The organism is Arthrobacter sp. 05N33_2 (genome assembly GCF_056397425.1).
Genome location: NZ_JBFTNJ010000025.1, coordinates 21,644 through 42,485, shown reverse-complemented (window position 1 = coordinate 42,485; position 20,842 = coordinate 21,644). Strand labels below are relative to the sequence as shown.

The following is a 20,842-nucleotide window of genomic DNA, read 5'->3' as shown; positions in this document are numbered from 1 at the left end:
GTGGGCATTCAAACGCTTCTACGCCACGGAATCAGCCCGCAGAAACGCCCTCCCGGCATGGCTGCACCACTACAATCACCACAGGCCCCACACCGCAATCGGTGGCCACCCGCCCATCAGCCGCTTAACCAACCTCCCTGGGCAGTACACCTAGTCGGTCTCGGGCCCCGAGCAGTAGTGGCAGTCGTCGGGGCAGGAAGCGGCCCAGGGGTCCGTCCCGGACGCGGACCCGGACAGGATTTCCGGCTGCCGTGCCAGGGCCGTTGGCCGGTCAGTTGCCAGCATGGCCGGCTCCTTCGGGTTCTGCCACGCTCAGTTCAAAGCCGTCGGCAACGTGGAACAACTGACGGTGCCCGCCGTCGGAGAGCACCCATACGACGTCGCCGTCGGGCGTGCGGTTATCGACCAGGCCCGCGTGCTCAAGGCGGCCGCCACGGTGGAGGTGGACGGCGTCGCCGATCTCGACATCGTCCCAATGGGCGGCGCTGCCGGAAGGCCGGTTTTTCTGCAAGGTCATGAGGAGTCCTGAACGGTCACGGGGAAACGAGGATGTGACCCAGCTAACCGCGGAATGGCCCCCCGCCTCAATGGTCAAGTGAATGAGACACTGACTTACTGTTGTGCACAAGTCCAGGGCCGGAAGTTCAGGGCAAGAGCCCGGGCAGAACTCCGGACACTAGGCGGCCGTCTACGTGTCCGTGCGGGCGGCTCGGCGGGTCAGCCAGGCAAAGGTGGGCGGAGGGGGCGGCGGGACAGCCGCTGGCCCGGCCGCCGTGCGCCCCGAGGTGCCCCCCGCTGCCGCGCGGCGCCGGCGCAGCTCCAGGGCGAGGCTCTCCTGGCCGCGGGCCATCGCCCAGCGGTGGTTGGCGGCGAAGGCCGGCTTTAGCAGCCAGCTCAGCCGCCGCAGCAGGGGCTTCGCGGTACTGACGCGCCAGTCGTAGGTGATGACCGTTTCCGGCCCGTCCGGCTCGAAGGTCCAGCGGCCGGTGCCGTTCAGATCGCCTGCCGCGGTGAGGGCGAAGCCGCGGGCCGTGACGGGCTCTGTAACCGTGAGGGTCCAGCGGAGCGTATAGGGCAGCCAGCCCTTCGTGTAGAGGCGTACAGGTCTGTGCATTCCGGGCCCGGGCTCCGGGCCGCCGGCCACGGGCTCGACGCTGAGATAGACGGAAGGCCACCAGCGCGGCATGGCCGTGGCGTCGCCCAGGACGGCCGCGACCTCCTCCGGCGTGCCCGCCACGCGCCAGACGGTCCGGAACTCATAATCTGTGCTGCCCATCGGGGCCTCCTTTCAGCCCTGCGTGGATGCCCTCACTATCAATTCGGGCGGAAAGACCACCTGGGTGGGTGCAAAGCCGTCCTCCGATGCCGCCTCCCGGAGCAACAGTTCCAGCGCGGTGGAGCCGATGAGGGCGCTGGGCTGCCGGATGGAGGACAGCGGCACGACGGCGGCSGCGGCGAACTCTATGTCGTCGTAGCCGATCAGGGCTATCTCCTGCGGCACCTTGACGCCGCCCATGAGCATCAGGCCCTGCAGGGCACCCACGGCAAGCAGGTCGTTGGCTGCAAAGATCGCATCCGGGCGTTCGGCTTCGGGCCGGGCCTGGATGGACTCGCCGGCCGCCCTGCCCGAAAGCACGGTCAGGGATTCCGTGGCGATGACCTCCAGCGTTGCACCCGCAACGGCGTCGATGGCCTTCCGCGCCCCCGCCAAACGGTCCGCTACCTGCCGGATGCTTGCCGGTCCGCCGACAAACGCGATCCGCCGCCTGCCCAGCGACAACAGGTGGGCCGCAGCCATCTCCCCGCCCGCCAGGTCGTCCACGGCCACGGAGGAGAAGCTCGTGTTCTCTGTCTGCCGGTCCACGAGCACTGTAGGGATGCCCCGGCGCCGGAGCTGCTCCAGCCGGGGAATCACATTTCCTACCGGGGACAGCAGCACGCCCCGCACGCGCTGCTGCTCAAAGAGGTCCAGATACGCGGATTCCCGGCCCTCGTCCTCGTTGCTGTTGCCGACGAGGACGGTGAAGTTCTCCGCGGCGGCGCGGTCCTCCGCGCCCCGGGCCAGATCCGAGAAGAAGGGGTTGGCAGCGTCCAGGACCACCAGGCCGATGCTGTGGCTCATGCCCGCGCGCAACTGGCGCGCGGCGTCGTTCCGGACGAAGCCGAGCTTGTCGATGGCGGACTGGACCCTCAGGGTAACTTCCGCGGAAACCTTCTGCGGCCGGTTCAGCACATTGGAGACCGTCCCCACCGAGACGCCGGCCAGTGCCGCGACGTCCTTGACGCTCGCTGAAACCATTTCCTGTGCTCCTGAAGGTGGACGCCGCAGCCCCTGGGGCCAGGCGGCGCGTACGCAAAATAGTCACTTCAGGATACCCGTCCGGGGTCCACTTTGAACCCTTTCATTGAAACGAATCAAAAGCAGCGTCACGAATGCCTGACGTCAGTTGACGTGTTGATTTGAAGACCTTATGATTCAAATCACAACTCGTTATGAAACGATTCATTGCAGTGTTCACTAAGCCCCAAAGGTGCGGTCAATTTTATGCAGCAGACACACAGTTCCCGGTCCGGCCCCGCTGAGGGGGAGCAGGTTCYGGTCCTCTCGCTCTCCCACGCAGCCAAGACCTTCGGCCCGGTGGTCGCCCTGGCCGACGGCACCATCCACATCGAGGCTGGCGAAATCCACGCACTCGTCGGCGAGAACGGCGCCGGCAAGTCCACGCTGGTGAAAATCCTCGCAGGCCTGCACCACCCCGATTCCGGCGACTTCCAGGTGGCCGGCCAGAGCGTCCAGTTCCGCAATGTTGCCGAGAGCAAGGACGCCGGAATCTCGGTCATCTACCAGGAACCCACGCTCTTCCCCGACCTGAGCGTCGCGGAGAACATTTTCATCGGCCGCCAGCCCAAGGGCCGCTTCGGGCTCATCAGCAAAGCGACCATGGTCAGGGAGGCGCGCAAGCTGTTCGAGCGGCTCGGCGTTCCGATCGACCCGACCCGCATCGCCGAAGGCCTGTCCATCGCGGACCAGCAGATCATTGAAATCGCCAAGGCCATTTCGCTGGACGCCAAAGTCCTGGTGATGGACGAGCCCACGGCCGCCCTCAGCGGCGTCGAGGTGGAACGGCTGTTCGCCGTGGCCCGGAGCCTCCGGGACCGCGGGACCGGCATCCTCTTCATTTCGCACCGTTTCGACGAAGTCTTTGACCTGTGCGACCGCATCACCGTGATGCGGGACGGCCGGTACATCTCCACCCACCGCACGGCCGACGTCACCGTCGAGCAGATCGTTCGCGAGATGGTGGGCCGCGACATTGGCGCCCTGTTCCCCAAGACCCCTGCCGAGATCGGCGACGTGGTCCTGAAAGTGGACGGCCTCAGCCGCGCCGGGGTGTTCCGCGATATCAGCTTCGAGGTCCGCGCCGGGGAAATCGTTGCCTTGGCCGGCCTCGTCGGCGCCGGCCGCACAGAGGTGGCCCGTGCCGTATTCGGAATCGACCCMTACGACGCCGGCGATATCACCTTCGACGGACGCAAGCTCAGGCCGAGGAATCCCCAGATGGCCATCACCGCCGGCATGGGCTTCGTGCCGGAGGACCGCCGCAAGCAGGGCCTCGTGATGGACCTGTCCGTGGCCCGGAACGTCACGCTCACGCTGCGCAACAAGTACACGACGGCGGGCCTGATCAACGGGGGCGCGGAGCGGCGCGCGGCCCAGGAATGGAGCAAACGGCTCCAGGTCAAGACCGGCTCGCAGGAGTACGCCGTCTCCACGCTCTCCGGCGGCAACCAGCAAAAGGTGGTGCTCGCCAAGTGGCTGGCCACGGACCCCCGGCTGCTGATCATCGACGAGCCCACCCGCGGCATCGACGTCGGCACCAAGAGCGAGGTCCACCGGCTCATATCGGACCTCGCCGGGCGCGGGATCGCGATCCTGATGATCTCCTCCGAACTGCCCGAGGTCCTCGGCATGGCGGACCGCGTCCTGGTCATGCGCGAAGGCCGGATCACCGCCGAACTCGACCGTGCCGATGCGAACCCCGAATCGGTCATGCACGCCGCCACGTCTTCCGCAGGAGGAACCCTGTGAGCTCAGCTCTGGACCACAAGAACGCAACGACGCCGGCACCCGACGCCGGAGCCCGGGGCGCCGTCGCCTCGCTGCTGCGGATGCGCGAACTCCCCGTGCTGATTGCGCTGGCACTGCTGGTACTCGTCACCTACCTGATCAACCCGCTGTTCCTCACCGCGCAGGGCGTGAAGGACCTGCTGCTCAACGCCACGATCATCATGATTCTGGCGGTGGGGCAAACCCTGCTGATCATCACCAGGAACATCGACCTTTCCGTCGGCTCCATGCTGGGGCTGGTCGCCTTCGGCACCGGCTCCCTTTTCTCGGCCATGCCCGACGTGCCGATCATCGCAGTCTTTGTGATCGGCATGGCCTTCGGGGCGCTGCTGGGCGCCGTCAACGGCGCCCTGGTCACCCTCGCCAAAGTGCCCGCCCTGGTCATCACCCTCGGGACGCTTTACGTGTACCGCGGCCTGAACAACGCCTGGGCCGGCGGCAAGCAGTACTTCGCCGGCGACCGTCCGGAGGAGTTCGGCGCCCTCTCGGTGAACACCTTTCTGGGGTTCCCCGTCATCACGCTGCTGGCCATCGTCGTCGTAATCGCCGTCGCCATCTACATGTCCGGCACCCGCCCGGGCCGTGACCTGTACGCCATCGGCTCGGACCCGGACGCGGCCACCGCCTTCGGCATCAAGGTCTCCAAGCGCGTGTTCCTCGCGTTCCTGGCCAACGGCGCGCTCGCCGGCCTGGCCGGTGTGCTTTACGCCAGCCGCTTCAACTCCGTCGGCGCCACCACCGGCACGGGGATGGAACTGACCGTGGTGGCGGCCGCCGTCGTCGGTGGTGTGGCCATCTTCGGCGGCAGCGGATCGGTGACCGGGGCCGCGCTCGGCGCCGTCCTCCTGACCACCATCACCAGCTCCCTGACTGCCCTGCGGGTGGACAAATTCTGGCAGCAGGCGATCGTCGGCGTGCTGATCCTCACCGCCATCATCATCGACCGCGTGGCCAGCCTGCGCACAGCCAAGAAACTGCGGATTAGCGAGGCTCGCAATGTCTGAAACCACGTCCACCACCAGCACGGCGCCGGCTCCCGTGGCTGACAACACCAAGCCGCTGGCCAGCGAACCGAAGGGCCGGACCGGGGCCGCGCGAATCCTGATGGGCCGTGACGCGGTCACCATCTACGCCCTGATTGCTTTCCTGATCTACGCCGCCATCGCCATCCCGCGCTTCGCCTCGCCGGTCACCACCGGCTTCCTGCTCCTGGACGTGATCCCGGTCCTGCTGATTGCCATGCCGATGACGCTGATCATCATCACGGGCGAAATCGACTTGTCCGTGGCCAGCACCGCTGGCCTGACCAGCGCCCTGATGGGCGTCCTCTGGGCCGGCGGGACGGACATCTGGCTGGCCCTGGCAATCAGCCTGCTGGCAGGCATTGCCGCCGGCATGTTCAACGGCTTCCTGATCGCGGTCCTCGGACTGCCCTCCCTGGCGGTCACCATCGGCACCCTGGCGTTGTTCCGAGGCCTGGCCCTGGTCATCATCGGCGACAACGCCGTGGCCAACTTCCCCAAGGCGCTGACCGCCTTCTTCACCTCCAAAATCGGCGGCACCGGCATCCCCACGGTGATGATCGGCGTCGTGGTGGTGATGGTCTTCTTCGGCGTGCTGCTGCACTTCACACCGTTCGGACGCGGCCTCTATGCGATGGGCTACAGCAAGGAAGCCGCCAGCTTCGTCGGGATCAACGTCGCCCGCAGCAAGTTCTGGCTGTACGTCGGGTCCGGCGCCGTTTCGGCTCTCGCCGGCATCTACTGGACGCTGCGCTACACAAGCGCCCGCAGCGACAACGCTTCCGGCCTGGAACTGGCCGTCATCGCCGCCGTCCTGCTCGGCGGCGTGTCGATCTTCGGCGGCAAGGGCTCCATCCCCGGCGTCATCGCCGGCGTCCTGCTGATCGGCACGCTCAACTACGCCCTCCGCCTGGCCCGGGTGTCCGACGTCGTCCTCATCACGGTGACCGGACTGCTGCTGATCCTCTCAGTGGTGGCGCCGAGCATCGGCTCCGCCATCAGGCAATGGCGGCACACCCGCCGCGTCCGCCGAAGTTTCACCCGCAAGGCCACCTGAAATCTGCACACCACAACAAACCGCGCCCGCCTGGGACCGGCTGTACCGACCGCACGAAGGAAAAGGGAAGAACAATGATGTTGAACCGCAAGAACAAGGGCCGGACCGGCCGACTGGGAAGCATGGTGGCCATCACCGCCGTGGCCGCACTGGCGCTGACAGCCTGCAACAGCGGCTCTGCATCCTCGACCGACACCAGCAGCCCCTCGGCAGGCGGCGGGGACCAGAAGATCACCTTCATCCCCAAGCAGCTGAACAACCCGTACACGGACGTTGTTCTGGGCGGCGGCAAGAAGGGCGCCACTGAGGCAGGATTCGCCTCCTCGCAGGTCGTCGGACCGCTGGAAGCCTCCGCCTCCAGCCAGGTTTCGTTCATCAACGCCGAGACGCAGGCCGGCACGAACGTCATCGCGATTGCCGCCAATGACCCCGACGCTGTCTGCACCGCCCTCGGCGAAGCCCGTTCCGCAGGCGCCAAGATCGTCGCGTTCGACTCGGATACCAATCCCGACTGCCGCGACATCTTCATCAGCCAGGTCGTCGCCAAGGACGTTGCCTTGATCCAGACCAAGCTGATTTCCGAGCAGATCGGCGGCAGCGGCGAGATCGCCATCCTGTCCGCCACCGCCAACGCCACCAACCAGAACGAGTGGATCAAGTACATGGAGGAGGAGCTCGCCTCCAACCCCGCGTACAAGGACATCAAGCTTGTGGCCAAGGTCTACGGCGATGACAACGACACCAAGTCCTTCCAGGAAGCCCAGGGCCTCATGCAGGCCCACCCGAACCTGAAGGGCATCATCTCGCCCACCACGGTGGGCATCGCGGCTACCGCCCGGTACCTCTCAACGTCCGCGTACAAGGGCAAGGTTGCCCTCACCGGGCTCGGGCTGCCGAATGAAATGCGGCCTTTCGTGAAGGACGGCACCGTCAAGGAGTTCGCCCTCTGGGATCCGGCACAGCTCGGCTACGTGGCGGCGTTCGCCGGCAAGGCCCTCAAGGACGGCAAGATCACCGGCGCCGAAGGGGATACCTTCACCGCCGGCGAACTGGGTGAACGCAAGGTCGAAAAGGGTGGCCTGGTGATCGTCGGCCCGCCGACGGTCTTCAACGCCGAGAACATCGACAAGTACAACTTCTGATCCGTTCCTGACCCATCCCGAGCGGCCGGGCGGGCCGCCGACAGCCCGCCCGGCACCTCGTCCCTTCCACCCACCCGTTCCACTTCACCGGTGCCGCAGCACCGGGCCCACGGCGTCTACTCCACAGCCGTGCCCGGAAACCACGTTCCGGAGCCCCAGATCCCCCCTTTTCATGCCGGAAGGCCCCCACATGAACCAGAAACAACCGGCAGACCGGCTGCTGCAACCGCACCGGCGCCGCCCCACCCGCATCGGGCTGGTCTCCGGCGGTCTCGGCGCCTACTGGCCCCAGTTCCCGGAGCTGCTGCCGCAGCTGCGGGAGTCCGTCCGCTACGTCACCGGCCGCTTCCAGGAGCTCGACGCCGACGTCGTCGACACCGGCTTCATCTCCGACGCGCAGGAGGCCGCCGCGGCCGGCGAAAAGCTCCGCGTCGCCGACTGCGACCTCATCGTCATCTTCCTCACCACGTACCTGACGTCCTCCATGGTCCTGCCCATCGCCCAGCGCGCGAAGACCCCCGTTCTGGTGATCGACCTGCAGCCAACCGAAGCGATGGACCACGCCAACTTTGACACCGGCAAGTGGCTGGCCTACTGCGGCCAGTGCCCGGTGCCGGAGGTCGCCAACGTCTTCCGCCGGGCCGGGATCGATTTCCGCTCAGTCTCGGGGCACCTTAAGCAGGAGTCCGCCTGGGAGCGGATCACCGCGTGGGTCCACGCCGCCGGCGTCCGCGCCCGGCTCCGCAATGCCCGGCACGGGCTCATGGGCCACCTCTATCCGGGCATGCTGGATGTCGCCACCGACCTCACCACCGTGTCCACCACCTTCGGCTCGCACGTGGAGGTGCTCGAATTCGATGACCTCCGCGAACGGGTCAACGCCGTCACGGAGGCGGAGGTGACCGAACGGCTCGGGCTCGCCCGCGAACTTTTCGTTGTGGATGACTCCGTGAACGACGACGACTTCGCGTGGGGCGCGAAGGTGTCCGTCGGCCTGGACCGCCTTGTGGAGGACTTCGACCTCGACTCCGTGGCCTACTATCACCGCGGACTGGCAGGCGAACAGCACGAACGGCTCGGCGCCGGGATGATCCTGGGCTCCTCCATCCTGACGGCCCGGGGCATCCCGATGGCCGGCGAGTTCGAGCTGCGGACCTCCATCGCCATGCTGGCGGCCCAGGCGATCGGCGCCGGGGGATCATTTACCGAGATCCAGGCCCTGAACTTCCTCGACAACGTGGTCGAAATGGGACACGACGGCCCGGCCCACCTGGCCGTGTCCGCCCAGGACCCGCTCCTGCGCGGGCTCGGCATCTACCACGGCAAACGCGGCTGGGGCGTCTCGGTCGAATTCGATGTTCGCCGCGGCCCCGTCACCACTTTCGGCCTCGGCCAGGACCCGGACGGAAGCTACGTGTTCGTCACCTCCGAGGGCGAGGTGGTTCCCGGCCCGCTCCTGCAGATCGGCAACACGACCTCCCGGGTGGACTTCGGCGGGGACCCCGGGCTCTGGGTGGACGTCTGGAGCCAGACCGGAATCGGCCACCACTGGGCCCTGTGCGTCGGCCACCGCGCCGCCGACATCAAGGCCGCCGCATCCCTGCTGGGCATCGAACACCGCCACGTGGTGCTCTCATGAGCACGCAACGCGTCTGCTTCCAGCTCCAGGTCAAGCCTGCGCTGATCGGGGAATACACCCGCCGGCACGCCGCCGTCTGGCCGGAGATGCTCCGGGCCCTGACGGCCTCGGGCTGGAACAACTACTCACTCTTCCTCCGGCCCGACGGGCTCCTGATCGGCTACTTCGAAACGGACAGCCTGACCGAAGCCCAGGCCCGGATGGCAGCCACTGACGTCAACGCCCACTGGCAGGCCGACATGGCCGGCTTCTTCGACGACCTCGCCGGAGCGCCGGACCAAGGCTTCCTCCAGCTCACCGAAATCTTCAATCTCGAGGACCAGTTGTCCGCAGCAAACGCCGCCGGGGACAACCACCAACCGCAGAAGGAACAACCATGAACACCACAGAAACGGCCCTGGGCCGCCTCGGGGAACTCGCCATCGAGGTCCCGTCCTGGGCCTACGGCAACTCCGGCACCCGCTTCAAGGTGTTCGGCACTCCCGGCACCCCGCGCACGGTCCACGAGAAGCTGGCCGACGCCGCGAAGGTCCACGAACTCACCGGACTCGCGCCCACCGTGGCGCTGCACATCCCCTGGGACAAGGTGGATGATTACGCGGCCCTGAAGGAGTTCGCGGCGGAGCTCGGCGTGGGACTCGGCACCATCAACTCCAACACCTTCCAGGACGACGAGTACAAGTTTGGTTCCCTGACCTCCTCGAACCCTGCGGTCCGCCGCCGCGCGATCGACCACCACCTCGAGTGCCTGGAGATCATGAACGCCACGGGCTCGCGGGATCTGAAGATCTGGCTCGCGGACGGCACCAACTACCCGGGCCAGGACGACATGCGCGGCCGGCAGGACCGCCTGGCCGAGTCGCTGCAGGAAATCTACGCGGCCCTGGGCGACGAGCAGCGCCTGGTGCTGGAGTACAAGTTCTTCGAGCCGGCTTTCTACCACACCGACGTTCCGGACTGGGGTACCTCCTACGCCCAGACACTGGCCCTGGGCGAGAAAGCCTTTGTCTGCCTCGACACCGGCCACCACGCCCCCGGCACCAACATCGAGTTCATCGTCATGCAGCTGCTGCGTCTGGGCAAGCTCGGCTCCTTCGACTTCAACTCCCGCTTCTACGCGGATGATGACCTGATCGTCGGTGCGGCGGATCCCTTCCAGCTCTTCCGCATCATGCACGAGGTCATCCGCGGCGGCGGGTTCGGTAAGTCCGCAGGAGAGAATTCAGCCGTCGCCCTGATGCTGGACCAGTGCCACAACCTGGAGGAAAAGATCCCGGGCCAAATCCGGTCCGTGCTCAATGTCCAGGAAATGACCGCCCGCGCCCTGCTGATCGACACCGACGCGCTGGCCGAGGCCCAGCGCAGCGGCGACGTCCTGGCCGCCAACGGCATCTTCAACGATGCCTTTTACACCGATGTCCGCCCCGCGCTGGCGCATTGGCGTGAATCCCGCGGCCTGCCCGCGGACCCGATGGCCGCCTTCAAGGCCAGCGGTTACCAGAAGAAGATCAACGAGGACCGCGTCGGCGGCCACCAGGCCGGATGGGGCGCTTAAATAATGACCAATAAGACTGTTGAAGAACTGATCTCCCGTTCGAACCGCCTCGGCGCGGACAAGCGGAACACCAACTTCGCCGGCGGCAACACCTCCGCCAAGGGCACCGAAAAGGACCCCGTGACCGGCGACGACGTCGAGCTCCTGTGGGTCAAGGGCTCCGGCGGTGACCTGGGCACGCTGAAGGCCGAGGGCCTTGCCGTGCTGCGGCTGGACCGGCTGCAGGCGCTCAAGAACGTGTACCCCGGCGTCGAGCGTGAAGACGACATGGTCGCCGCGTTCGATTACTGCCTGTTCGGCAAGGGCGGCGCCGCCCCCTCGATCGACACCGCCATGCATGGCCTGATCGATGCCGCGCACGTGGACCACCTGCACCCGGACTCCGGCATCGCCCTCGCCACGGCCGCCGACGGCGAGGCCCTGACCAAGGAGATCTTCGGCGAGAAAGTGGCCTGGGTGCCGTGGCGGCGCCCCGGCTTCCAGCTCGGCCTGGACATCGCCGCGATCAAGGACGCCAACCCTCAGGCCGTCGGAACCATTCTGGGCGGCCACGGCATCACCGCCTGGGGCGCCACCAGCGAGGAAGCCGAAGCCAACTCGCTGTGGATCATCGAGCAGGCCGAGGAGTACATCAAGGACCACGGAAAGAACGAACCGTTCGGTCCCAAGCTGCCCGGCTACGCCGCCCTCCCGGAAACCGAGCGCCGCGCGAAGGCCGCCGCCCTGGCCCCCGTGATCCGCGGCCTCGCCTCGACGGACAAGCCGCAGCTCGGGCACTTCAGCGACCACCCCGCCGTCCTGGCGTTCCTGGAAAGCGCCGAACACCCGCGGCTCGGGGCCCTGGGCACGTCCTGCCCGGACCACTTCCTGCGCACCAAGGTCAAGCCGCTGGTCCTGGACCTGCCCGCCGACGCCCCGGTTGAAGACTCTGTGGCCCGGCTGAAGGAACTCCACGCCGCCTACCGCGAGGACTACCAGGGGTATTACGACCGGCACGCGACCCCGGACAGCCCCGCCCTGCGCGGCGCGGACCCGGCGATTGTGCTGGTGCCCGGCGTGGGCATGTTCTCTTTCGGCGCGAACAAGCAGACCGCCCGGGTGGCGGGGGAGTTCTACCTCAACGCCATCAACGTCATGCGCGGCGCCGAAGCCGTCTCCACCTATGCCCCGATCGAGGAAGCCGAGAAGTTCCGGATCGAATACTGGGCCCTGGAGGAAGCCAAACTGGCCCGGATGCCCAAGCCGAAATCCCATGCCGGCCGGATCGCCCTGGTGACCGGGGCGGCGTCGGGCATCGGCAAAGCGATCGCCACCCGCTTCGCCGCCGACGGCGCGTGCGTGGTCATCGCTGACCTGAACCTGGACAACGCCCGGTCCGTGGCCGCGGAACTCGGCGGCGCCGACGTCGCCATCGGCGTCCAGGCCGACGTCACCGACGAAGCCCAGATCGCCGCCGCCATCCAGGAAGCCGTCCTGGCCTTCGGCGGACTGGACCTGGTGGTCAACAACGCGGGGCTCTCCATCTCCAAGCCGCTGCTGGAAACCACGGAAAAGGACTGGGACCTCCAGCACAACGTCATGGCCAAGGGCTCGTTCCTGGTGGCCAAGGCGGCCGCGCAGGTGATGATCGGCCAGGAGATGGGCGGGGACATCATCTACATCTCCTCCAAGAACTCCGTGTTCGCCGGCCCGAACAACATCGCCTACTCCGCCACCAAGGCAGACCAGGCCCACCAGGTCAGGCTCCTCGCCGCGGAACTGGGCGAGTACGGGATCCGGGTCAACGGCATCAACCCCGACGGCGTGGTCCGCGGCTCCGGGATCTTCGCCGGCGGCTGGGGCGCCAAGCGCGCCGCCGTCTACGGCGTGCAGGAAGAGGAACTGGGCAAGTACTACGCCCAGCGCACCCTGCTCAAGCGCGAAGTGCTGCCCGAAAACGTGGCCAACGCCGCCGCCGTGCTCACCGGCAGCGAGCTCTCCCACACCACGGGGCTCCACATCCCCGTGGACGCTGGCGTGGCCGCGGCCTTCCTGCGATGAGCCTTCCTGCGATGAACGCGGTGCCACCAGCGGATACCGCACCCAGCGGCGGTTTGTACGCCGGGAATGTCGTAGCCGGCAGTGCTTTTGCCGCAATCGACATCGGTGCGTCCTCGGGCCGGGTCATCCTGGGCCGGGTCGCGGGCAGTCCCGGTGGGGCGAGGGCCGAGCTGGAGACCGTGCACCGGTTCCCCAACGGGGTCAAGGAGCTCGACGGCGGCCTCCGCTGGGACTTCGACGCGCTGTTCGCCGAGGTCCTCGCCGGGCTCGCGGCCGCCGCCACGACGGCCGCGGCCCGCGGCGAGAGCATCGCCAGCATCGGGATCGACACCTGGGCCGTGGACTACGGGCTGGTCAACGACGCCGGTGAACTGGTCGCGGCGCCGTTCAGCTACCGCGACGGCCGGTCTCATGCCGCCATCTCCCAGGTCCACGAAAAACTCGATCCGGCCCGGCTCTACGCCACCACCGGGCTGCAGTTCCTGCCGTTCAACACGATCTACCAGCTCGCCACGGAGCCGGCCCTGGAGGGGCTGCAGGCGCTGCTCATCCCGGACCTCATCGGGTTCCTGCTCACCGGCCAGCGCCGCACCGAGGCCACCAACGCCTCCACCACCGGGCTCTTCGACGCCGTCGCGGGGGAGTGGGCCACGGAGTTCCTCACCGCCCTGGACCTACCCACGAACCTGTTCCCGCCGCTGATCCAGCCCGGCGAGACCATCGGCACCCTCACCAAGGACATCGCGGGACGCCTGGGACTTCCCGAAACCACGGCCGTGGTGGCCGTCGGCTCGCACGACACCGCCTCGGCCGTCGCCGCCGTACCGGCGGACGCCGGACGTGCTGGCGCCGGAGGTGCTAACGAGAATTTCGCCTACGTCTCCTCCGGCACGTGGTCTCTGGTCGGCGTCGAACTGTCCCACCCGGTCCTGACCGAGGCCAGCCGGACCGCGAACTTCACCAACGAACGCGGCGTGGACGGCACCATCCGCTACCTGCGCAACGTCGGCGGCCTCTGGCTGCTCAGCGAATGCCAGCGCACCTGGGCCGCCGAAGGCTACCGGCCGGGGCTCGAGGAACTGCTCGACGCGGCCGCGACTCTTCCGCCCGGCGGCCCGGTCATCAACGCCGACGACCCCTGTTTCATCGCTCCGGACAACATGCCCGAACGGATCCGGGGCGCGGTCCGGAACACCGGCGCTGTCTTGCCGGAGCATCCCGCGCACATCGTGCGGTGCATCCTGGACAGCCTTGCCGCCGGCTACGCCCGGACCATCGCCGACGCCGAACGGCTCGCGGACGTCCGGGCCGGCGTCGTGCACATTGTGGGCGGCGGATCCCAGAACCGGCTCCTGTGCCAGCTCACCGCCGACGCCACCGGCAAACGCGTGATCGCCGGACCCGTGGAAGCCACGGCCCTGGGCAACGTCCTGGTCCAGGCCCGCGCCGCCGGCGTGCTCAGCGGCGGGCTGGGGGAGCTGCGCGCCGTGGTGCGTGCCTCCCAGCACCCGGCGGAGTACGTGCCCTCAGCCCGGGCCGCACACCAGAGTGTCGTCCCCAGCGGAGGTGCCCAGTGAGGATCGCGCTTTTCGCCACGTGCATCGTTGACGCCATGTACCCGGCCACGGCCCGCGCCACGGTGTCCATCCTGGAACGCCTCGGCCACGAGGTCATCTTTCCGGCCGGCCAGGCCTGCTGCGGGCAGATGCACGTCAACAGCGGCTACCTCAAGGAAGCGCTGCCCGTCGTCGCCAACCATGTGAAGGCCTTCGAAGAAGATGAGTACGACGTCGCCGTCGCACCTTCCGGTTCGTGTGTCGCCTCGGTGAAGCACCAGCACCCCATGGTCGCCCGCCGCTGCGGGGACGCCGGGCTGGAAGCCCGGGCCGCCGCCGTCGGAGCCAAAACCTACGAGCTCTCCCAGCTCCTGGTGGATGTCCTGGGCGTCACCGACGCAGCGGCGCAGCTGGGCTCGTACTTCCCGCACCGGATCACCTACCACCCCAGCTGCCACGGCATGCGCCTGCTCCGGCTCGGCGACCGCCAACTGGACCTGTTGCGCTCGGTCGGCGGCATCGAACTGGCCGAACTGCCCGAGGCCGACCAGTGCTGCGGCTTCGGCGGCACCTTCTCGATGAAGAACGCGGACGTCTCCTCGGCGATGCTGGCGGACAAGACCGCCAACATCTGCGGCACGGGCGCGGAACTTTGCGCCGGCGGCGACGCGTCCTGCCTGATGCACATCGGCGGCGGACTGTCCCGGCAGGGCACCGGCGTCACCACGATGCACTTCGCCGAGATCCTGGCCAGCACCCTCGAGAATCCCGCCGCCGTCTCCGGCGACGTCCGCCTCACCACCGGAAGGACCGCGCGATGAGCGGCACATTCCTGGGGATGCCGTCCCTGCCGGTCTTCGGCATCGGCAACCTGCACGAACACGAGCCCTTCCCGAAAGCCGCCCGCCGCGAGCTCGGCAACACCCAGCTGCGGGCCAACCTCGGCCACGCCACCCGGACCATCCGGGACAAGCGGCTGGCCGTCGTGTCCGAACTCCCCGACTGGGAGGAGCTGCGCGAGGCGGGCCGGGCGATCAAGGAATCCGTCATGGCCCGGCTGCCGGAACTGCTCGAAGAGTTCGAGGCGAACTTCACCGCCCGAGGCGGGACCATCCACTGGGCCCGGGACGCCGGCGAAGCCAACAGCATTGTCGCCGCCCTCATCCGGGACCAGGGCGCCGACGAGGTGGTCAAGGTCAAGTCCATGGCCACGCAGGAAATCGGCCTCAACGAATACCTCGAAGAACAGGGCATCGCGGCTTACGAGACCGACCTCGCCGAGCTCATCGTCCAGCTGGACCACGACAAGCCCAGCCACATCCTGGTCCCGGCCATCCACAAGAACCGCAGCCAGGTCCGGGACATCTTCCTGCGCGAAATGGAGGGGGTGGACCCGGAGCTGACCAACGAGCCGGCCCGCCTCGCCGCGGCCGCCCGGGCACACCTGCGCCGCAAGTTCCTCAGCGCCAAGGTGGCCGTGTCCGGCGCGAACTTCGCCCTCGCAGACTCCGGGACCCTGGCCGTCGTCGAGTCCGAAGGCAACGGGCGCATGTGCCTGACGCTGCCGGAAACGCTCATCACTGTCATGGGCGTCGAAAAACTGCTGCCCGGCTGGGAGGACCTCGAAGTGTTCATGCAGCTGCTCCCGCGGTCCTCAACGGGCGAGCGGATGAACCCCTACACCTCGCTGTGGACCGGCGTCACTCCTGACGACGGGCCGCAAAACGTCCATCTGGTCCTGCTGGATAACGGACGCAGCGCCGCCCTGGCCGACGAAATGGGCCGCTCCGCGCTGCACTGCATCCGTTGCAGCGCCTGCATGAACGTGTGCCCCGTCTACGAACGCACCGGCGGGCACGCCTACGGATCCACCTACCCGGGCCCGATCGGCGCGATCCTGTCCCCGCTGCTGACTGGGATCACGGCCGAGGAGAACAACTCCCTGCCCTATGCTTCCTCCCTGTGCGGCGCCTGCTACGACGCCTGCCCGGTGAAGATCAACATCCCGGACATCCTGGTGCACCTGCGCGGCGAGGACGTGGACAGCAAACGCGGCAAGCGCGGGAAGCGTGGGAGGGAGCGGCTGCCGAGCCAGATGGACCTGGGCATGAAGGCGGCCTCCTGGGCGCTGTCCTCCGGAAAGAATCTCGGCCTCGTGGAGAAGGCGCTGCCGCTGGGACGGATTGCCGCCGGACCGGACCGGAAAATCACCAAACTGCCCGGCATCGCCGCCGGCTGGACCCAAAGCCGGGACATCCCCGCACCGCCCGCACAGTCCTTCCGGCAGTGGTGGGACAAGGAACACCGGGCCGCCGGACCCGGTGCCCCCGGCACGGAGACCGCCGGCCCAGGATCAGCCGGAACAGAGGAGAACCCGTGAGCGCGCGCGCAGAAATACTCGACCGGATCCGGGCGGCCCTCCGGGACGCCCCGGCAGTACCGGAGGTGCCCCGCGACTACCGGCGCTCCTCCGGGCTGGGCGGAGAAGAGCTCATCGAGCTGCTGACAGACCGGCTCCTCGACTACAAGGCGAATGTCTTCATCGAGGAAGCCGCCGCGGTGCCCCAGCGGCTCGCCGCGCTCCTCGAGGGCACCGGCCGCTACGCTGTGCCACACGGTCTGGACCAGGCGCTGTTCTCGGAGGCGGACGCTCACGACGGCGGCTCCGGCCGCCGCGTCACCGACGCCCCCGGGCAGCGGCTCAGCGTCGAGGAGCTCGACGGGATCGACGCCGTCGTCACCGGCAGCGCCGTCGCCGTCGCCGAAACCGGCACCATCATCCTCGATGCCGCACCGGACCAGGGGCGCCGGGTCATCAGCCTCGTCCCGGACCGGCACATCTGCATCGTCGGGGCCGGGGACATTACCGCCATCCTGCCGGAGGCCCTCCGCCGGCTCGACGGCACCCGCCCGCAGACCTGGATCAGCGGTCCCAGCGCCACCAGCGACATCGAACTCGAACGCGTCGAAGGCGTCCACGGCCCGCGGACCCTGGACGTCGTGATCGTCCGGAGGTAGGCGGGAGACCGGGGCCCCGGAAAGTCGTTTGCCCCGATCACTCAGAGGAAACTCATGGTCTTCTCAGCAGGGAGTTGAACCATGGAAGCATGTACCTAGTCGACCCCAGAGCCTATGCGCATCGCCTAATGCACCCTGGCGCCTGGTTCCGCGCGACAATCCGCCGGCACGTCCCCGCAAGCGACCACGCCCGCGACCAGCAGCCCACGCACTCCAGGTTCGACTATCTGGAGGCCGGCCTCACGGGAACCCTGAGTACAGCCCATTCACGGCGCAGGGCCAAGGAACTCGAGCAGGCATTCCGGAACGGCGACGTTTCCTACGAGGACGCGTGCCTGGAGATGGAGCACCTCGACGGGGAGCTGTAAACGGCTGGCAGCGCTCGACCGAACCGCGCGATTCGGGTGCCGGTGCCTGCGTTTTAGGAGCAGTTGTTGAGGAAACCTATGGCGCCAGGGCGGGCATGGAAGGTCACCGTGTGGCCGGCGTCATCGCGGAAGATGGCCTTTGGGCCGGTCACGGTGATGGCGCCGGGCTGGTAGGGGTTTTTCCAGCCTTCAGGCGGGTTGCCGTGGCCGTCGTCCAGCGCCTCGTCTGCGACGAAATAGGTGCCCTGCACGAGAGCTTCATGGATGCCGCAGTGTGTGTAGAGACTGTACGGCGAGCCTGAGGCGGCCATAGTTGTTGGGTTGGCCGGGGTCCCACTCGCCGGATCCCCCTGCATCGCGCACCCGCACAGCAGCGCCAACCCTGCAGCGGCTGCGAGGCCCAAGTGGTATCGAGTTGTCATGCCCCAAGGCTCTAGGGCGCTGCCTCAATGGTCAAGTGCCAGGCAAGCCTGCCGGCAGGCAAAAGACAGCGGGGAGGGCCCGAATTGGGCTGGGCGTAGGGTGGAAGTTGGACGAAAGGAGCACTTCATGAAGAAAATCCTCATGGTACTGACCAGCGTTTCCGAGATCGGCGATACCGGAGAGAAGACCGGCTACAACGTGGCCGAGGCTGCACATCCCTGGAAGGTCTTCAAGGATTCCGGGCATTTCGTCGACTTCGCATCCATCCAGGGCGGCCAGCCTCCGCGCGACGAGGTGGACTCAGAAGATCCCATCCAGGTCGCCTTCACGGAGGACGAGACCACGCGCGCCGGCCTCTACAACACTGCCCGCGTCGACGTCGTTGATCCCGACCAGTACGACGCCGTCTATCTGGTGGGCGGCCACGGCACGATGTGGGACTTCCCGGGCAGCGAAGGCTTGCAGAATCTAGTGGCCAGCGTCTACAACGCCGGCGGCTTGGTGGGCGCGGTCTGCCACGGACCGGCCGGCCTGCTGAACGTGGAATTGAAGAACGGGCTTCGCCTCGTCGAGGGCCGGAAGGTGGCCGCCTTCACCAACGACGAGGAGGTGGCCGCAGGGAAGGACAAGGTCATCCCGTTCTTCTTGGCCGACCGGCTTGAGGAACAGGGCGCAACCCACGTCTCCGCTGACGTCTTTGAGGAGAAGGTCGTGGTTGACGACCGGCTGGTGACCGGCCAGAACCCGGCCTCAGCCGCCGGCGTGGCCAAGGAGATGGAGAAGCTCTTCGCAGCGGTCATCCACCAGGAAAAAGCCGAGGAACAGCACGACGCGGAGGCTCTGCGCGCCGAGAAGGACGCCGAGAAAGACGCCAAGAAGGCTGCCGCAGAAGCAGAGCACTAACACCCAGATCGCACTGAAACTGGCGGCCACCCCGACAACGGGGTGGCCGCCTCCGMTCTGCGGCAACCGCGAACACAAAACAAGGCTCAGTAGCCGTACTTGTTGACCACGACTTGCACAATGTTGGTGTCGTCGTCCCGACCGTAGTCAGTGATCGTGATGCGTACGTTCCAGCCGTCAATGACTCCAACACCCCGGCAGTCCAGTCCGCCCGCATTGATCCTCTGGTCCCGTACGCATGGCTTGTACTCCTGGGGCGTCAAACCCACCTGCTGAACGTACCGCTCCAGGTCACCCTCCCGGTACTTCCGGTGAGTGTCCCAACGGTATGCGTACTGGGAGCAAGGTCCATCGAGCGGGATGCACAGCGCACTGCCCACCGGCTCCTGCGTTCTTAAGGGTTCCCATCCCGGCTCTGGCTGGAGGCGGTCGGCAATCGTCTTGAGCTCAGCGACAATCTGATCGCTCTTCCACGATGACCAGAGGAAGAAAGCGGTGACAAAGGCAACCGTTACTGCCAGCACACCGAGCCATATTTTGCGGCCCCTGCTCATTCTCGTCCCGCTCCCCACTGCGTACCTCTCTGGTTGTGAGACCCGCAGTCCACCCCGCCACCGCGCTGTGCTGGTCCACCGACCGTCTCGCTTCGCCACCTACCACCCCGAACCGGGTGAATGACAGTCCTGCCGAGCGGTAACCGGCCGTGCCTGCGGAGTTGACTTACGCGGCGATAGCGGATGTGGGTGTCCAGCGGTGAGTGGAGCACCTCGGCCGGTTCGCCGCACCAATATTTCCATTTATACGGAGTTCTAGACATTTATACGGAGTTCTAGAACTGGGTATAACTGCGGGGTTGAACCCGGCGGAACGCCTATGGCCCCGGCGAGGTGGATATGGCACTTTGATTCAGGACCGGTGTGACCGCTAGAAAAAACGATGCCACCCCTTCGTCCGGGCCAAGACCCGGGAACGCGACACTTGATCCGAAGGACACCTACTGTCGGGCTACTGTAGATTATCCGGGACGCCGAATCGCCTTCCAACGAGTACGCGAATGGCCGCGAGTAGAGGCTGATCTTCCAGTGCAACGCCCTCGCCCCCGTAATGCACACCCGTTTCGTCACCCACTGCTTCTATGTCAAAAAGATTGAGGACCTCGGCCACGCGAACCTGATACTCGGTGGCGGTCATTTGGCGAGACACACGAACTGGAATTGTGCTGAGTTTGCGCGCGACCTTAGCAGCGGATTCATTCATGGGCGCACTCTTGCATGGCGTTCCGCCATTGCACAAGGGGCCCCTTCGAGTCGCATGCGTGAGTATGAGGCGACGTCAGGCATTTGCTGGATGATGATGACGCCGTAGCCGAGGCCCTGGAGCTGGCGGATGACGAGGTGGGTGGCCTTCAGTAGGTTCGCGAGCGGCTCCGGTGGTTTCTAAACTATCTTTAGGAACTCCTGTTTTCGCGCCAACCGGGGCGACAGTTGGAACGTTTGGTCGAGTCGTTCCCGTGCGATGGCTTGGGGGTATTGCCGACGGTCGTTGTGTACGCCAGACCCTTCACCTCACGCACCGTACGTACGTGAAATCTGGCAAGTTGTACCAAGTTCTAGCGGGTTCTAGGAAAATCCGTATAACCCGCTAGAACTTCCTAGAAGTCGGTATAACTGAGGTCTTTACCCTGCGAAACCCTTTGCCGAGAATCTGGTTTGTAGCCCCATGCCGTCCCCTGCCAGCGATCGCTGGCTTCCGTCCCGACGACCTTCCCAGAGCTCGTGCATCTTCCGCCTCGGTGACGCAAAGCCTTGGCGGTTATGGACGTCTCGGAGATGATGAATGCAACGGGCTGAGAGGGGCGATCCAATGTCTGCTGCGGATGGGGAAGCCCGAGCGTCGAGGGAAGAAACCATTCTGCGTATACGGAGGGGAATCCGGGCGGCCCAACTCCGGGTCGCGCTGGACGAGGCCCGGGGACGAAGGACGCCGGAAG

At 66.8% G+C, this 20,842-nt stretch carries 22 protein-coding genes; 15 read left to right on the top strand and 7 right to left on the bottom strand.

The window, feature by feature from the left end:
• The coding region (locus AC1DHX_RS12185; protein ID WP_476900069.1) for an integrase core domain-containing protein at positions 1-154 on the top strand (154 nt) is incomplete at its 5' end.
• Here AC1DHX_RS12185 and AC1DHX_RS12180 read toward each other — a convergent pair.
• From AC1DHX_RS12180 to AC1DHX_RS12165, 4 genes are all read right to left on the bottom strand, one after another.
• Positions 151-285, bottom strand: coding sequence for a hypothetical protein (locus AC1DHX_RS12180; RefSeq protein ID WP_476860448.1), 135 nt, complete (start codon positions 283-285; stop codon positions 151-153). The genes AC1DHX_RS12185 and AC1DHX_RS12180 overlap by 4 nt on opposite strands.
• Positions 272-517 carry a hypothetical protein gene (locus tag AC1DHX_RS12175; RefSeq protein WP_476860447.1) on the bottom strand — a complete coding sequence of 82 codons (246 nt, stop codon included), beginning with the start codon at positions 515-517 and terminating at the stop codon, positions 272-274. The genes AC1DHX_RS12180 and AC1DHX_RS12175 overlap by 14 nt, the downstream gene beginning before the upstream one ends.
• A gap of 171 nt (positions 518-688) precedes the next feature.
• Positions 689-1,276, bottom strand: a complete 588-nt coding sequence (locus AC1DHX_RS12170) for an SRPBCC family protein (protein ID WP_476860446.1) — start codon at positions 1,274-1,276, stop codon at positions 689-691.
• 12 nt (positions 1,277-1,288) lie between these two features.
• The gene (locus AC1DHX_RS12165) at positions 1,289-2,299 is read right to left on the bottom strand and encodes a LacI family DNA-binding transcriptional regulator (RefSeq protein WP_230008865.1); all 1,011 of its coding nucleotides are present in this window, start codon (positions 2,297-2,299) and stop codon (positions 1,289-1,291) included.
• Between the two features lie 246 nt (positions 2,300-2,545).
• On the opposite strand from AC1DHX_RS12165, the gene AC1DHX_RS12160 reads away from it, so the two are divergent.
• The 13 genes from AC1DHX_RS12160 to AC1DHX_RS12100 all read left to right on the top strand — a co-directional run bounded on the left by AC1DHX_RS12160 (position 2,546) and on the right by AC1DHX_RS12100 (position 17,526).
• Positions 2,546-4,090, top strand: a complete 1,545-nt coding sequence (locus tag AC1DHX_RS12160; RefSeq protein WP_476900068.1) for a sugar ABC transporter ATP-binding protein — start codon at positions 2,546-2,548, stop codon at positions 4,088-4,090.
• Positions 4,087-5,133, top strand: coding sequence for an ABC transporter permease (locus AC1DHX_RS12155; protein WP_243182157.1), 1,047 nt, complete (start codon positions 4,087-4,089; stop codon positions 5,131-5,133). The genes AC1DHX_RS12160 and AC1DHX_RS12155 overlap by 4 nt, the downstream gene beginning before the upstream one ends.
• Entirely contained in the window at positions 5,126-6,208 is a 1,083-nt protein-coding gene (locus tag AC1DHX_RS12150) for an ABC transporter permease (protein ID WP_476860444.1), read from the top strand. The genes AC1DHX_RS12155 and AC1DHX_RS12150 overlap by 8 nt, the downstream gene beginning before the upstream one ends.
• 74 nt (positions 6,209-6,282) lie before the next feature.
• Entirely contained in the window at positions 6,283-7,350 is a 1,068-nt protein-coding gene (gene rhaS / locus AC1DHX_RS12145; RefSeq protein ID WP_084476154.1) for a rhamnose ABC transporter substrate-binding protein, read from the top strand.
• A 190-nt stretch (positions 7,351-7,540) separates the two neighbouring features.
• Positions 7,541-8,989, top strand: coding sequence for an arabinose isomerase (locus tag AC1DHX_RS12140; protein ID WP_476860443.1), 1,449 nt, complete (start codon positions 7,541-7,543; stop codon positions 8,987-8,989).
• A complete protein-coding gene (locus tag AC1DHX_RS12135) occupies positions 8,986-9,369 on the top strand; it encodes an L-rhamnose mutarotase (RefSeq protein WP_230008182.1) in 384 nt (127 codons plus the stop codon). Before AC1DHX_RS12140 ends, AC1DHX_RS12135 begins: the two co-directional genes overlap by 4 nt.
• Positions 9,366-10,544, top strand: coding sequence for an L-rhamnose isomerase (gene rhaI / locus AC1DHX_RS12130; protein WP_230008181.1), 1,179 nt, complete (start codon positions 9,366-9,368; stop codon positions 10,542-10,544). Before AC1DHX_RS12135 ends, rhaI begins: the two co-directional genes overlap by 4 nt.
• A 3-nt stretch (positions 10,545-10,547) precedes the next feature.
• The gene (locus AC1DHX_RS12125) at positions 10,548-12,584 is read left to right on the top strand and encodes a bifunctional aldolase/short-chain dehydrogenase (RefSeq protein WP_476860442.1); all 2,037 of its coding nucleotides are present in this window, start codon (positions 10,548-10,550) and stop codon (positions 12,582-12,584) included.
• Positions 12,585-12,595: 11 nt separating this feature from the next.
• Positions 12,596-14,161 carry a rhamnulokinase gene (locus AC1DHX_RS12120; RefSeq protein WP_476860441.1) on the top strand — a complete coding sequence of 522 codons (1,566 nt, stop codon included), beginning with the start codon at positions 12,596-12,598 and terminating at the stop codon, positions 14,159-14,161.
• Complete coding sequence (locus AC1DHX_RS12115; protein WP_476860440.1) at positions 14,158-14,961, top strand: (Fe-S)-binding protein; 804 nt, start codon at positions 14,158-14,160, stop codon at positions 14,959-14,961. Before AC1DHX_RS12120 ends, AC1DHX_RS12115 begins: the two co-directional genes overlap by 4 nt.
• On the top strand, positions 14,958-16,520 hold the full coding sequence (locus AC1DHX_RS12110; protein WP_476860439.1) for a LutB/LldF family L-lactate oxidation iron-sulfur protein: 1,563 nt from the start codon (positions 14,958-14,960) through the stop codon (positions 16,518-16,520). The genes AC1DHX_RS12115 and AC1DHX_RS12110 overlap by 4 nt, the downstream gene beginning before the upstream one ends.
• Entirely contained in the window at positions 16,517-17,158 is a 642-nt protein-coding gene (locus tag AC1DHX_RS12105) for a LutC/YkgG family protein (protein WP_476860438.1), read from the top strand. Before AC1DHX_RS12110 ends, AC1DHX_RS12105 begins: the two co-directional genes overlap by 4 nt.
• A 128-nt stretch (positions 17,159-17,286) precedes the next feature.
• Complete coding sequence (locus AC1DHX_RS12100; RefSeq protein WP_476857777.1) at positions 17,287-17,526, top strand: hypothetical protein; 240 nt, start codon at positions 17,287-17,289, stop codon at positions 17,524-17,526.
• A 53-nt stretch (positions 17,527-17,579) separates the two neighbouring features.
• Here the strand turns inward: AC1DHX_RS12100 and AC1DHX_RS12095 are convergent, their stop codons facing one another.
• On the bottom strand, positions 17,580-17,948 hold the full coding sequence (locus AC1DHX_RS12095; protein WP_476860437.1) for a hypothetical protein: 369 nt from the start codon (positions 17,946-17,948) through the stop codon (positions 17,580-17,582).
• A gap of 127 nt (positions 17,949-18,075) precedes the next feature.
• On the opposite strand from AC1DHX_RS12095, the gene AC1DHX_RS12090 reads away from it, so the two are divergent.
• On the top strand, positions 18,076-18,852 hold the full coding sequence (locus AC1DHX_RS12090; RefSeq protein WP_476860436.1) for a type 1 glutamine amidotransferase domain-containing protein: 777 nt from the start codon (positions 18,076-18,078) through the stop codon (positions 18,850-18,852).
• A gap of 86 nt (positions 18,853-18,938) precedes the next feature.
• Here AC1DHX_RS12090 and AC1DHX_RS12085 read toward each other — a convergent pair whose 3' ends face one another.
• On the bottom strand, positions 18,939-19,376 hold the full coding sequence (locus tag AC1DHX_RS12085; RefSeq protein WP_476900067.1) for a hypothetical protein: 438 nt from the start codon (positions 19,374-19,376) through the stop codon (positions 18,939-18,941).
• A 481-nt stretch (positions 19,377-19,857) separates the two neighbouring features.
• Positions 19,858-20,109, bottom strand: coding sequence for a hypothetical protein (locus tag AC1DHX_RS12080; protein WP_476857774.1), 252 nt, complete (start codon positions 20,107-20,109; stop codon positions 19,858-19,860).
• Positions 20,110-20,842: the final 733 nt, after the last annotated feature.

Coding starts and splice junctions, on each gene's coding strand:
- AC1DHX_RS12180 (WP_476860448.1), bottom strand. CDS start 285: ATGCTGGCAACTGACCGGCCAACGGCCCTGGCACGGCAGCCGGAAATC.
- AC1DHX_RS12175 (WP_476860447.1), bottom strand. CDS start 517: ATGACCTTGCAGAAAAACCGGCCTTCCGGCAGCGCCGCCCATTGGGAC.
- AC1DHX_RS12170 (WP_476860446.1), bottom strand. CDS start 1,276: ATGGGCAGCACAGATTATGAGTTCCGGACCGTCTGGCGCGTGGCGGGC.
- AC1DHX_RS12150 (WP_476860444.1), top strand. CDS start 5,126: ATGTCTGAAACCACGTCCACCACCAGCACGGCGCCGGCTCCCGTGGCT.
- rhaS (WP_084476154.1), top strand. CDS start 6,283: ATGATGTTGAACCGCAAGAACAAGGGCCGGACCGGCCGACTGGGAAGC.
- AC1DHX_RS12140 (WP_476860443.1), top strand. CDS start 7,541: ATGAACCAGAAACAACCGGCAGACCGGCTGCTGCAACCGCACCGGCGC.
- AC1DHX_RS12135 (WP_230008182.1), top strand. CDS start 8,986: ATGAGCACGCAACGCGTCTGCTTCCAGCTCCAGGTCAAGCCTGCGCTG.
- rhaI (WP_230008181.1), top strand. CDS start 9,366: ATGAACACCACAGAAACGGCCCTGGGCCGCCTCGGGGAACTCGCCATC.
- AC1DHX_RS12125 (WP_476860442.1), top strand. CDS start 10,548: ATGACCAATAAGACTGTTGAAGAACTGATCTCCCGTTCGAACCGCCTC.
- AC1DHX_RS12120 (WP_476860441.1), top strand. CDS start 12,596: ATGAACGCGGTGCCACCAGCGGATACCGCACCCAGCGGCGGTTTGTAC.
- AC1DHX_RS12110 (WP_476860439.1), top strand. CDS start 14,958: ATGAGCGGCACATTCCTGGGGATGCCGTCCCTGCCGGTCTTCGGCATC.
- AC1DHX_RS12100 (WP_476857777.1), top strand. CDS start 17,287: ATGCACCCTGGCGCCTGGTTCCGCGCGACAATCCGCCGGCACGTCCCC.
- AC1DHX_RS12095 (WP_476860437.1), bottom strand. CDS start 17,948: ATGACAACTCGATACCACTTGGGCCTCGCAGCCGCTGCAGGGTTGGCG.
- AC1DHX_RS12090 (WP_476860436.1), top strand. CDS start 18,076: ATGAAGAAAATCCTCATGGTACTGACCAGCGTTTCCGAGATCGGCGAT.
- AC1DHX_RS12080 (WP_476857774.1), bottom strand. CDS start 20,109: ATGAATGAATCCGCTGCTAAGGTCGCGCGCAAACTCAGCACAATTCCA.